Origin of the sequence: Endobacterium panacihumi (assembly GCF_050847465.1) — a bacterium.
GTDB classification, from domain to species: domain Bacteria; phylum Pseudomonadota; class Alphaproteobacteria; order Rhizobiales; family Rhizobiaceae; genus Neorhizobium; species Neorhizobium panacihumi.
In genome coordinates this window covers 434,916-446,937 of the sequence record NZ_JBOZRA010000004.1, presented here as the reverse complement: position 1 = coordinate 446,937, position 12,022 = coordinate 434,916, and the positions used below count along the sequence as shown (strand labels likewise).

Below are 12,022 nucleotides of genomic sequence, written 5' to 3'. Positions count from 1 at the left end.
GTTGTTGATTGGCCACATTATGATTGAATTATCATGATTTTTTCTACCAAAAAAAGTTTCCATGAAATTGTTTTGCCTATTTCATAAAAAATATCCTTTTGAATCATGGATGTAGATTTTCATCTAATGGTTATGGCGCGGATTTTTTGAAATTTACCAAGTTGTCGTAAGCCCTCTAATCTTATGGGTAAGTACTTCCATTCAATCTTTGCTGTCTGTAAGAGGTTTCTCAATGAGAATTTGGGGCAGGGGACATCGGTGAATCATCAGAAGAGAATAATTGCATCGCTTGGTGCAAGTGCAGCGATATTGGCTGCTTTCGTTTCACCCTCCTTGGCCATGTCTCTCGAAGAGGCGATCGGCAAGACCCTCAATACCAACCCGCAGATCATGCAGGCGGTGGAAAACCGGGAAGCGGTTGAGTTCGAGCTTCGGCAGGCGCGGGGTCTTTACCTGCCGTCGGTCGATCTTGAGGCGGGCGCCGGGCGCCGTCGCCTGTCCAACAGCAGCACCGGCACGTTGACCCGTGACCATGACGTCTACTCGCCGGCCGATACCAGCCTGACGATCACCCAGACCCTGTTCGATGGCGGCAGCCGTCGTTCGCAGGTGGAGCAGCAGGCCTCACGCGTCGATGGTGCTTCCTTCCGTGTTCTGGAGCGTTCGGAATCGCTGGCACTGCAGGCGACGCAGGATTATCTCGAATACATCCTCCAGACCAAGATCGTCGGCATCGCCCAGCAGAACGTTTCGGTTCACAACGGGCTGGTCAGCGATATTTCCGAAAGCATCCGCGGCGGCGCGCTGACCGATGCAGACCGCTTGCAGGGCCGCGAACGCATGGAGGCCGCCAAGGCCCGCCTGCGCGAAGCCCAGGAAGAGCTGGAAGCCACAAAAATCCGCTTCCTCAAGACGGTGGGCGAGCCGATCGGCGCCAACGTCAAGATGCCGGCCTCGCTGGCCCGTTACATTCCCAAGACTGTCAATGACGCGATCCTGATCGCACAGGCCAACAATCCGGGCGTCCATGCTGCCAATGCGGATGTGGATGCCGCCGATGCCGGCGTGCGCGGCGCGCGCGCCAACTATCTGCCCAAGGTGGACATGCAGGGCATCGCCCAGGTCGGTGACGATATCAACGGCGATGACGGCAATACCAACGACGTGCAGGTGCGCGTCGTGGCACGCTGGAACCTCTATCGCGGTGGCATCGACCAGGCGCGTGAGCAGGAGCAGATCCGCCGCGCCAGCGAGCAGCGTTATGCGCTGGCCTATGCCCATCGCGAAGTGGAAGAGTCCGTGCGTTCCGCCTGGAACGAGCGCAAGAGCCGGGGCGAAATCTCGGCCATTCTCGGCCGCCAGTCGTCGACCAATGCCAGCCTCGTGTCGTCCTATCGCGAGCAGTTCAAGGTGAACCAGCGGTCCTTGCTCGACGTGCTGGATGCGCAGAACACCCGCTTCAACACCAGCATCCTTGCGGAGACCGCGCGTTTCGCCTCGTTGTTTGCCGAATACAAGATCCTGGCCGCCTCCGGCAGCCTGCTCACCGCGATGAACATGAAGCCTGTCAAGCAGGTCGAGGCCTATGCCCGTTCCGAGTTCAGGGTTCAGGGCGGCGCGCCGGTTGATCCCGGTTATGCCAAGATCGAATCCCGTCAGAAGGCCGGCATGCCGATGGATCTTCTGGCGCCGGTCCGCTAAAGCCGATCGGCCAGAAAAATGCTCAACGTCAAGGTCGACACATCAGATACGGTGGAGTTGAAGACCTTCAAGGCGGCGTTTCGCTCCGTGGCGATCTTCTACGGTCGCCCAGCCTCGGATGTCGTGCTCTATTCCGGTATTCCCGACGAGATCGTCGAATCTCTGGAGGCCGACGATGTCGAGCATCTGGCGCATCGCATCGGGCTTGAGGTCATGCGCCATGGCGAGCGCGAATGCCGCGAGGGCAATTTCGATTGTCCCGCCATCCTCGTGTTCGAAGACGGCGGCGTGCTGCCGTTGCTGGAGGTCAACGACGCCGGTCACTATGTGACGGATGTGGCGGCCAATGCCGGACCGCAGACGGTGCTCAGCCTTCAGGACATTGCAGCGCTCCGGCCGAAATTCGGTTATGCCTTCACGCTGTTCTATCAGAACGCATCTGAAGACAGCCTTGTTGGCACAGCGGGCGAAATCGAGCGGCGCCACTGGCTGCTCAGGGCGCTGGTGCCCTACTGGCGCACCTATCTGCGCGTCATCATGGCGGCCTTCTTCATCAACGTGATTGCGCTGGCATCGCCGCTTTTCACCATGAATGTCTATGACCGGGTTCTGCCCAACAAGGCGTTTCCGACGTTGTGGGTGCTCGCCGCCGGTATAACGCTTGCCTATACTTTCGATCTTCTTCTGAAGACGGCGCGTTCGGCGCTGATCGACCATGCGGGCCGCAATGCTGATCTTCGTCTGTCGCAGATGATTTTCGACAAGGTGCTGAATTCGACCATGGCATCGCGGCCGCTTTCGACCGGCGAATATGCCAACCGGGTGACGCAATACGAATTCGTACGCGAGTTCTTCACGTCCAACACCGTCGGCCTGATGATCGACACGGCCTTCGTGTTCATTTTTCTGATCGTCATCTATCTGATTGCCGGCTGGCTGGTGGTCATTCCGGCGGTGGCGCTTCTGCTCTCCGTGCTGATCGGCCTGCATGCGCAGGCAAAGATCGGCCAGAAGATGGCGGCGGCCACCAACGAGGCGTCGCGGCGTCAGGCGCTGCTGATCGAGACGATCTCGACCATCGAGACGGTCAAGAGCCTGCGCGCCGAAGCCGGCATGCTGCGCCGCTGGCAGGAGCTGATGAAGCTTTCCAGCCGCACCAGCGAGGATATCAAGCACGTCTCCTCGAACGCGGTGAACTATACCGCCTTCGTGCAACAGATGGTGGCGGTGCTGATCGTTATCGCCGGCACCTACGAGTTTTCCGAGGGGCGGCTGGCCATGGGCGCGATCATCGCGACCGTGATGCTGTCGAGCCGCGCCGGTGCGCCGCTCGGGCAGATCGCCATGGCGTTGGCGCGTTTCCGCCAGGCGATGATGTCGCTGCGGATTCTCGACAAGGTGATGGAGCAGCCCGAGGATCGGCCCTCGACGGTCGGTTTCGTCAACCGCCAGATCAAGCATGGCGGTTTTTCCTTCCAGGACGTGTCGTTCGCCTATCCGGGTTCGGATTATGGTGTGATCAACAAGATGTCGATTACGGTGGCGCCGGGCGAGAGGGTTGGCATTATCGGCCGTATCGGGTCGGGCAAGACTACGCTCGGGCGTCTGCTGGATGGTCTTTACCTGCCGTCCGAAGGCCGGGTGCTGATCGATGGTGTCGATATCCGCCAGTATCACATGGCGGAGGTGCGCGCGGCCGTTGCCGTTGCCGGCCAGTCGTCGGATCTTTTCTCCGGCACGGTGAAGGAAAATCTGCTGATCGGTCGGCCGGATGCAACCGATGACGAGCTGCTCGAAGTCGCCAAGATGACCGGCGTCGAGGAATTCGTCGCCAACCATCCGCGCGGTTTCGACATGCCGGTCGGCGAGCGCGGCAGCAATCTGTCGAGCGGCCAGAAACAGGCGCTGACAATTGCCCGCCTGCTGCTGACCAAGCCAAAAATCGTGTTCCTGGATGAGCCGTCGGGGGCGATGGATCTGGCCAGCGAGCGGCATCTGCTGACAAAACTGTCCGACGCCTTCAGCCGGGATACGACGCTGATCATCGCCACCCACCGCTTCAGCATGCTCGATCTGGTCGATCGTCTCGTCGTGGTCGACAAGGGCCGCATCGTGGCGGATGGCCCCAAGGCATCGGTGATTGCCGCCATGCAGCGCAAGGGGGCGGTGCAATGAGCGGTGCCGTGCACGACAACCCGCCGTTTTTCGCGCGCATTCTGGTTCTGCTGGTCGGCGCCTGCATCATCACATTCGTCCTGTGGGCGGCCTTTGCCGAGATCGACGAGATCGCTCGTGGCGACGGCAAGGTCATTCCGGTGTCGAAAACGCAGATCGTGCAGTCCTCGGAAGCCGGCATCGTGCAGGATATCGCCGTCAAACTGGGCCAGATCGTTCGCAAGGGCGATCTGATCGTGCAGCTCAACAACACGACGACGGAATCGACGCTGGGCGAGGTGGTGGCCAAGGCGCGGGCGCTGGGCGCCAAGATCAACCGCCTCGTACTCGAGGAAAAAGGTGATTACAGCCACGATTACAAATGCCCTGCCGATGTGATGGCAGTGGCGCAGAGTGTCTGCGAAAACGAGACGCGGCTGTTTGCGGCCAACAAGGCGGCTTATGAAAACAAGCTCGGCGTGTTGCAGGAGCGCATGAAGCAGCGCCAGAACGAGATGAGCGAGGCGAATGCCAATATCGATCGTCTGGTGCAGAACATCGCCGCTTCCAACCGCCAGCACGATCTGTACGGGCCGCTCGCCAAGAAGGGTCTGGTGGCGCAGACGCAGCTTCTACAGGTGGAAAGCCAGCTGACCGATCAGGAAGGCCAGCTGAAAGTCTATCGCGAGAGCATGGACCGCTTGCGCGGCGCGATCGAGGAAGCGCGGCTGCAGGTGAGCGAGATTTCGCTGGCGCTGCGCCAGCAGGCGCTGACCGAAAAGGCGCAGGCGTTGGCCGAACAGTCGGTGATCGACGAGACCATCCGTGGCGCATCCGATCGCGTCAAACGCACCGATATCCGCTCGCCAGTCGATGGCATCGTCAACACGCTCGAGGTGAATACGATCGGTGCCTATGTCGATCCCGGCCGGGTGATCGCCGGCATCGTTCCGACTGCCGATACGCTGCTGATCGAGGCGCGCATTTCGCCGCGCGATGTCGCCTTCGTGCGCCGAGGGCAGAAGGCTATCGTCAAGATCACCGCCTATGATTTTGCCATTTTCGGCGGGCTGGAAGGGGAGGTCACCAATGTCTCCGCCGACAGCATCATCGAAAAGGAAAAGGGTGAGACCTATTACGTCGTGCAGGTGAAGACCGACAGTTCCGAACTGCAGCGCAACGGCAAATCCTACCCGATCATTCCGGGCATGATCGCGTCCGCCGAAATCATGACCGGCCGCAAGACCGTGCTGAGCTACCTGATGAAGCCGATCAACCGCGCGCGCTCCGAAGCGCTGAGCGAGAGGTGAGGGAGGATGCATGAAGTCCGGTAGTCTTATTCCGCCGCTCGATCCCGCCCTGTCGCCCGCCGGCGAGGCGTTGCCGATCATCGATCAGGCCGAGGTTGAGCCGCGTTTTCGCGCTGTTGTCGCCCGCAATGGCGAGCGGCGTGGTATTCGGCTGGAGCAGATCTACTGGGAAGGCCTGAGCCGGATGTCGGCGGCCGGAAGGGTGACGACCGGTGATCTGGTGGATTATACCGCCGAACAATTGCCGCAACCCGGCAATCTCACCTCGCTCCTTCGGGTCATGAGCCTGAAATGGGCGCTTGGCCGGTTGGCTTCGGTGGAAGAGGTGTCGTCGATGGACAATCTCAATGCCCTGGTGCAGGCCTCGCCGTCACCGACCGTGGTTCTGACCCGCGACAAGCGCATCCACCTGTTCAACGAGGCGTTTCTGACGATGCTGCGGCAGCGGCTGGTCGTCGACGAATACGCGCAACTGATGAAAACCTTGAAATTTTCCGTCGATACGCAGGTCGATGACGCAATGGAAACCCTGCAGGCCAAACGCGGCAAGACGCTGAATACCGGCTTTTCCATCTCCTGTGGCAAGCAGAGCATTGTCGGCCAGATCAACCTGGCGCTGGCGCCGGCGCATGAAAAGCCGATGTTGATCGGCTATATCTCGCGGTTCTGATTTTTTTGATTTTGGCATGAGAAAAGGCGAGGCGGTGATCATCCGCCTCGCCTTTTCCTTGTTGTTTGGTGCCTGTCAGTTCACGCCCGCGCCCGGCGCGATCTTTTCCATGGATGTGATGGCGCTGGCAATCTGCTTCTGGCGTTGCGAGCCGTGCAGAAAACCCTTGCCGTCGCGGATCGAGTAAAGCGCGACATAGTCGGGAAGCTGGGTATCCTGGAGGACCTGATTGCGGACATTGTCGAGGATGAAGTGGCGGCCGGACACTTCGACAGACAGGACGGCGTGGTAAAGGCGGCGCTTTTGGTCGAACAGGGCGATGATGCTCATCGCTGCCGGATCGAACCCTTCCGCGCGCAGAGCGGCCATTTTCAGGATGGCAAAGTCCTCGCAATCGCCTTGGCCGCGGGCAAGCGTTTCGCTCGGTGTCGCCCAATGATCTGTAACACCGTTTGTTTCCATGTCGGAACGATAGGTGATGGCCTTGTTGACGGCGGCGTTGACGGCGTTGAGTTTGTCGCGCAACGAAGCTTGTTCATTGCCTGCCTGCTTGATGAGGGTGACCGCGGGCGCGCAGGTCTTGCCGCGGCAGACGATGGCAGCGCCTTTGTCCATTTCGGCAAGCGAGGGAGCAAGCTTTCTTAGCGCCGACAGGCGTTTGAACGGGACCGCGACGGTATCGAATGCGGCGGCGGCCGGGCCGTTGCGGGGCTCAGTCGGAACGTTTGAAGGCTTGATGGAGACCTGCATAACAGCCAATGTTTCCGCTGGTTCAATGGCAGATCCTGCGGGGGCGGTGTTTCGTGCGGTAATGGTGGCCGCAAAATCGGCAGTCAGCCGGGTCATTGATGCAATAACCGGAAGCGCTTGCGGAAAGTAGGTCATGGCACCCTGCGCCAGAAACGTGGCTGCAGACGAGGGTTTTGACGTTGCTTGCAAGATCATTGCGCTTGCGTGCGACGCCATGAAAGTGGACATCATCGCAAAGGCAATAAAGGCTATTTTATTCTTGTTGTTGTGAGCCATTGTTGTCTCTCCTGTTGGAAGAAGACTAGCAATCGGCTCTGAATTTCTCGTTGGTGAACGTGTATACTAAGGATGTAATATTATTGAGAGAAATTGCATAAAATTTTCGCAATTCTATTGTCGCTTGTTAAGCCCTTTTACATGCGCTAACATGTGTGAGTTGCAGTTGAAAGTCCTACAGATGCCGCTCCGCAGACGACCCGTTTTCATGTCCGGCGCGGTTTGCGCTTTCAATCCGTCCCTTTCTATTCCTATCCCCCTTCCGTCGTTGCGAAGCGCCGTTCTGCTGGTCGGTGTGGCGATCGCGCTGACATCCTGCGAGACCGAAACCATCGGTGCCCGCATGGCCAATGACAAGGCATTGAAACCCCCGCCGACCACGGTGGAGGAGACGTTTGGTCGAGGTTCGATCGAGATCACCCTGGCGCTGACAAAAGCGCAAAGCGGCTATTACGAGGGCGCCGCAAAAGACATCCGCGACGGTGCCGCGCTCGCCATCCGCGAACTGGACGAAGCCGGCTCGATGAAGATCAAAGTGGTGGATGTGGCGGCCGGCGCATCTGCTGTCACCGGCATGATTTCAGCCGCCAACAGCCGCAGTTCCGGCCTGCTTGTCGCCTTTGCGCCGCAGGCTACGACGGCGGCTATTGCCGCGACAGCACCGGATCTGCGACCGCCGCTGATCAATCTCGGCATGCCGGTTTCGGGGCCTAAAACCTTCAATTTCGGTTTCGACGAGATCGCCAGCGCGGCGAGAGGAGCGCGGCGGGTCATCGGCGCCGGTCAGAAGACGATCGTCGTGCTGGCGCCAACCGGTCTCGGCGCGTCGGAAGAAACGAGCCTGAGGACGTCCATCGCTCAGGCCGGTGGTTCGGTGACAGGGGTGATCCGTTACGATGCAGGCTCGGTTTCCGAGGCCTTGGTACGAAGCAAGCCGATGATCGACGCCGCCAACGCGGCCGTGGTGACGGGCGATGGCGCTGTAATTGGGTCTGTTCTCAAAACCCTGCGAGCGACATCTGCCACATTACAAATCGTCGGGACCAGCCATTGGCCGACGAGTATCTATGCCGATCCGGCTGCAGCCAACGCCATCATCGCAACGGCGGATCCCGAAGCGATGAATACTGTCGGCGCGCGATACGAGGCCGCCAACAAGCGACCGTTCTCCATCCACGCGGCACTGGGGTATGACAGTATTGCAATGACGGCCGGCATCGTCAGGAGCGGCGGCTCCGCGGTCATCACACCTGAAGCCCTTACCAGCAAGACCGGCTTTCGTGGCGTCACAGGCCTTTTCCGGTTGACGGCGACCGGTACAATCGAACGCCGACTGGGTGTTTACAAGATTGAGGGGCGGCGACTGGTTTCTCTCGAGGCGGGCTCCGAAAGTTTTTGAGATTGCATGACGTGTGTCGTGGTTGGATTACGGTATCGTGACGTCCTGAACAGAACGCAGAGTGATGTGGTCCGCCGAAACGAAAGGCCTTGAAACGGCTCGGCATATCCGCCCAGCCGCTTCCCTTTTGGTTCTTCATGTCGATCTCGCCGGAAGCAGTCTCGATGGAGATCATGCCGAGGCTCTGACCAGCATCTCGGGCCTCATCCTACCAGCCGGCGACAAGCACGATCAAAATCGCGCTGGGTCTGTACGGGAAACCTGCTTCCCATCCTCATCTTTCACGCAGCGCTTCGCCAGCCTTGTTGAATGGTTTGATCAGATAGTCGAGCACGGTCTTCTCGCCTGTGTCGATATCGACCGTCGCAATCATGCCGGGCGCGATCGGATTGCGCTGACCGGCTTTGCCGATCAGGGCGTCGCTGTCGGTCTGGACGAAGACGCGGTAATAATACACTTCCGGATCGACCTCATCCTGGATCGTGTCCGGCGAAATGGCGATGACCTTGCCTTCGAGAGCCCCGTAAATCGAATAGTCATAGGCCGTTATCTTGACCGTCGCGCGCTGATCGGGATGAATGAAGGCAATATCGCGTGGCGAGATCCTTGCTTCGACCAGCAACTGGTCGCCCAACGGAATGATGTCCATGAGCTTGCCGTTTGGCGGCACGACGCCGCCGATCGTCGAAACCTCGATATTCTTGACGATGCCGCGGACGGGTGATCGCACGGTCAATCTCGAGAGGCTGTCGCGACGACCTGCAACGACCGAACGTAACGAATTGACTTCGGCATTGGCCTTCGACAGTTCCTCACGGGCCTGCACGATATATTGGGCGCTCGTCTCCACTTTCTTGAGTTCGAGTTGCGCAAGTTGCTGCTCCAGCCTCAGGATCTCGACCGTGCTGGCCGCGCCTATGCCCGACAAATCCTGATTGACGGCAAGTTCCTTTTTGGCAAGGGCGACGGATTTGTCGATCCAGCTGAGCGTTTCCTGCAAGTTGCGTTGACGTGCCTCGTATAATTGCGTTTCGCTGGCGATCAAGGCTGGCTCGTCCTGCAACTCATTGGGAAAAGACAGGGGTTGACCGTTCACCTCAGCGATCAGACGTGCAGCGCTTGCGAGTGCTGCGCGGTATTTCGCCGACGCCTCTCCAACGCCGGACTGGGTGATAGTGGGGTCGAATTGGGCAATCATCTGCCCCGCTTCGACAATCTGGTTTTCGCGCACTTCGAGTTTCGACACGATGCCGCCTTCGAGAGATTGCACGACCTGTTCCTTGCTGATTGGAACAACCCTGCCGGTGCCCGTTGAAACCTCGTCGAGAACCGCATAGTTCGCCCATATCAAGCCGGTTGCCAGAAGCAGGGTCAGCACCAGCACGACACGCTTTGCGCGCGTCAGCTTGACGCTGTCATCACCGCCATGCTGCCAGCTTTCAAGTTCCGGCTGCTGAAAAATCGCTGCCATCAGATATCCGCCTCCACGGTGCGCACCTGGTTCTTGCTCCGGGCTCGAGGCTTGGCCGAGGGGGCTTTTGCCCGTTTGGCCGACCTGCCCGCTGAGCCTTTGATGGCGGGTGATGCCGCGCCTTTCTCGATTGCCGCCGCCGGCGCAGCCACAGGCGTTCCGCGAAGTCGTGCAAGCACGTCGGATTTCGGTGCGTCGAGAACAACACGACCGTTCTCCAGCATCACGGCGCGCTCGACAACGTCGAGCATCCGCATGCGATGAGTGGCGACGATCACGGTCTTGCCTTTGCTCCATGCCTTGAACCGCGTGATGAAATCACGCTCCGCTGCCTCATCAAGCGAGGCGGTCGGTTCGTCGAGCAGGATGATGTTCGGATCCCGAATGATCAGGCGCGACAACAACAAGGCCTGCTGCTGCCCGCCGGACAGGCCACGACCGCCTTCATCGATGATATGGTCGAGGCCGTCGGGCAGTTGCCGGATGAACTGATCGGCACCGCTGATGGCGAGTGCGTTGAGCAATGCCGTCTGCGGCGCATCCGGCGCGCCGAGCATGGCGTTTTCCCGGATCGTGCCGTGAAACAGCCGCGCGTTCTGGGTCATGATGCCGATATCACGTCTCAGGTCATGGGGATCGACGTGAGACATCAAGAGATTGTCGACAAATGCCTCGCCCGAGCTCGGTTCGATCATGCCCGACAAAGCCATGAGAAGGGTCGATTTGCCGGCGCCGTTTTTGCCGAGCAATCCGACGGTCTGGCCAGCGGTGACCGAAAAATTGCCCAACGTCAGTGCAGGTTTTCCTTCCGGCAGACCGTAATGGAATGTCGCGGACCGGAACTGGTAATGGCCTGCCAGACCGGTGACGCTGATCCGCCGTTCAGCCTGCGGATGGTCGGTGGGAAGATCCATGATGGAATTCAGACCCTGCATCCCGATTTTCGCATGCTGGTAGCGGCTTAGGACACCGGTGACCTGTCCCATCGGCGCCATCATTCGAGAGCCGAGGATCGAGCAGGCAACCAGCGCACCCGTCGTCATGTCGCCCGCCATCACCATGGGCGCGCCGCAAAAAACGATCACCGCGAACACGGCTGTCTGGATTGCATGCGACCAGCTCGAGAGCGTGCCGGTAAGCGCGCGCAGCCGCATGTTGGCCTCTGCAGTGGCGGAGTTATAGCTGTTCCACCGTTGCCGGAATATCTTCTCCGCCTGCAGAGCCTTGATATCCTCCCCGCCCTGGACGGATTCGACCAGCATCGCGTTGCGCAGCGACGATTCTCGCATGGCAAGGTTCGCCATGCTCTTGAGTTTCGGCTGTGCAAGCAGTCCGGGCAGAACCATCAGGAAAAGCGCGACGGCAGGGATGATGGCCAGGGCGCCGCCGATATACCAGAAGACCACCAGAAAGATCAGAAAGAAGGGAATGTCGGCGACGGCCGCGACGGTCGTGGATGTGAACAGTTCGCGCACCTGCTCCAGTTCGCGCAGCTGCGATATGAACGTGCCGGTCGCCTTCGGTCGGGCCTGGCTTTTCACCTCGAGCGCATGACCGAACACGCGATCGGACACCTTGATGTCAGCGCGTTTGCCCAGCACATCGATGATCCCCGTGCGGACCTGCCTCATGATGAAATCGAAGACGATGGCGAGGATGACGCCACTGAATAGGACAGTGAGCGTCGAATAGGATTGGGCCGGCACCGCGCGGTCATAAACCTGCATCGAGAATATGACACCCGCCAAAGACAAGCTGTTGGCGACAAGTGTGGCCAGAAGGACGTACCAATAGGGCCTTAGATCAGGCAATACGGCAGCCCGGAACCAGCTCTTCTGGTTTCGAGCGGTGAAGGGATCGACGCGGGCATCCTTGCCGTCACGGGCATCGCGCGCAATCAGCAGATAGGCAATGCCATCCTTGAGATCCGCAATCGGGAGTGTCGTCCATTGGCCATTGTCGCCGCCGTATATCAACGTGGCCCGTTCGCCATTCACTGCAGTCACCAGGGCGACGGCGCCATCCCGGAACTGGATGAGCATGGGCAACCGCCGGGCATTGATGCCACTCGCTGTCGGTTCGACTGCCCGAATCTCGATGCCGAACCTGCGTGCCAGCCGTTCTATGCGCTGGATGGGGGCAACATTTTCCTCGGTAATCGCGTAGTAGCTTGCCGCGAATTTCGAATGAGGAATACCCAGCCGCTGGGCGAGATGTCCAAGGACTTCGACCCACGCATCCGCCGGGACCTCTCCGCTCCCGATTTTCGCAGTGATTACCGACTGAACCAT

At 59.5% G+C, this 12,022-nt stretch carries 8 protein-coding genes; 5 read left to right on the top strand and 3 right to left on the bottom strand.

Going from position 1 to position 12,022, the window contains the following annotated elements:
- Nucleotides 1-339: 339 nt before the first annotated feature.
- From ACRQ1B_RS19980 to ACRQ1B_RS19965, 4 genes are read left to right on the top strand one after another with little or no spacing between them, the layout of a single operon-like run.
- Entirely contained in the window at nt 340-1,701 is a 1,362-nt protein-coding gene (locus ACRQ1B_RS19980) for a TolC family outer membrane protein (protein ID WP_432295810.1), read from the top strand.
- Between the two features lie 18 nt (nt 1,702-1,719).
- Nucleotides 1,720-3,876: a type I secretion system permease/ATPase gene (locus ACRQ1B_RS19975; RefSeq protein WP_432295753.1), complete on the top strand. Its 2,157-nt coding sequence runs from the start codon at nt 1,720-1,722 to the stop codon at nt 3,874-3,876.
- The gene (locus tag ACRQ1B_RS19970; protein WP_432295752.1) at nt 3,873-5,165 is read left to right on the top strand and encodes an HlyD family type I secretion periplasmic adaptor subunit; all 1,293 of its coding nucleotides are present in this window, start codon (nt 3,873-3,875) and stop codon (nt 5,163-5,165) included. Before ACRQ1B_RS19975 ends, ACRQ1B_RS19970 begins: the two co-directional genes overlap by 4 nt.
- Before the next feature lie 10 nt (nt 5,166-5,175).
- A complete protein-coding gene (locus ACRQ1B_RS19965; RefSeq protein ID WP_432295751.1) occupies nt 5,176-5,835 on the top strand; it encodes a ribbon-helix-helix domain-containing protein in 660 nt (219 codons plus the stop codon).
- 75 nt (nt 5,836-5,910) lie between these two features.
- On the opposite strand, the gene ACRQ1B_RS19960 is transcribed toward ACRQ1B_RS19965, so the two are convergent.
- Nucleotides 5,911-6,780 carry a transglutaminase-like cysteine peptidase gene (locus tag ACRQ1B_RS19960; RefSeq protein WP_432295750.1) on the bottom strand — a complete coding sequence of 290 codons (870 nt, stop codon included), beginning with the start codon at nt 6,778-6,780 and terminating at the stop codon, nt 5,911-5,913.
- A 289-nt stretch (nt 6,781-7,069) separates the two neighbouring features.
- Between ACRQ1B_RS19960 and ACRQ1B_RS19955 the strand changes: the two genes are divergently transcribed.
- The gene (locus ACRQ1B_RS19955; protein WP_432295749.1) at nt 7,070-8,260 is read left to right on the top strand and encodes an ABC transporter substrate-binding protein; all 1,191 of its coding nucleotides are present in this window, start codon (nt 7,070-7,072) and stop codon (nt 8,258-8,260) included.
- A 274-nt stretch (nt 8,261-8,534) separates the two neighbouring features.
- On the opposite strand, the gene ACRQ1B_RS19950 is transcribed toward ACRQ1B_RS19955, so the two are convergent.
- Both ACRQ1B_RS19950 and ACRQ1B_RS19945 read right to left on the bottom strand, forming a co-directional pair.
- Nucleotides 8,535-9,731, bottom strand: coding sequence for a beta-barrel domain-containing protein (locus tag ACRQ1B_RS19950; RefSeq protein ID WP_432295748.1), 1,197 nt, complete (start codon nt 9,729-9,731; stop codon nt 8,535-8,537).
- The gene (locus ACRQ1B_RS19945) at nt 9,731-12,022 is read right to left on the bottom strand and encodes a type I secretion system permease/ATPase (RefSeq protein ID WP_432295747.1); all 2,292 of its coding nucleotides are present in this window, start codon (nt 12,020-12,022) and stop codon (nt 9,731-9,733) included. The genes ACRQ1B_RS19950 and ACRQ1B_RS19945 overlap by 1 nt, the downstream gene beginning before the upstream one ends.

Bases quoted from the DNA above. Each gene is read 5' to 3' on its own strand.
- ACRQ1B_RS19980 (WP_432295810.1), top strand. From the start codon at position 340: ATGTCTCTCGAAGAGGCGATCGGCAAGACCCTCAATACCAACCCGCAG.
- ACRQ1B_RS19975 (WP_432295753.1), top strand. From the start codon at position 1,720: ATGCTCAACGTCAAGGTCGACACATCAGATACGGTGGAGTTGAAGACC.
- ACRQ1B_RS19970 (WP_432295752.1), top strand. From the start codon at position 3,873: ATGAGCGGTGCCGTGCACGACAACCCGCCGTTTTTCGCGCGCATTCTG.
- ACRQ1B_RS19965 (WP_432295751.1), top strand. From the start codon at position 5,176: ATGAAGTCCGGTAGTCTTATTCCGCCGCTCGATCCCGCCCTGTCGCCC.
- ACRQ1B_RS19960 (WP_432295750.1), bottom strand. From the start codon at position 6,780: ATGATCTTGCAAGCAACGTCAAAACCCTCGTCTGCAGCCACGTTTCTG.
- ACRQ1B_RS19955 (WP_432295749.1), top strand. From the start codon at position 7,070: ATGTCCGGCGCGGTTTGCGCTTTCAATCCGTCCCTTTCTATTCCTATC.
- ACRQ1B_RS19950 (WP_432295748.1), bottom strand. From the start codon at position 9,731: ATGGCAGCGATTTTTCAGCAGCCGGAACTTGAAAGCTGGCAGCATGGC.
- ACRQ1B_RS19945 (WP_432295747.1), bottom strand. From the start codon at position 12,022: ATGGTTCAGTCGGTAATCACTGCGAAAATCGGGAGCGGAGAGGTCCCG.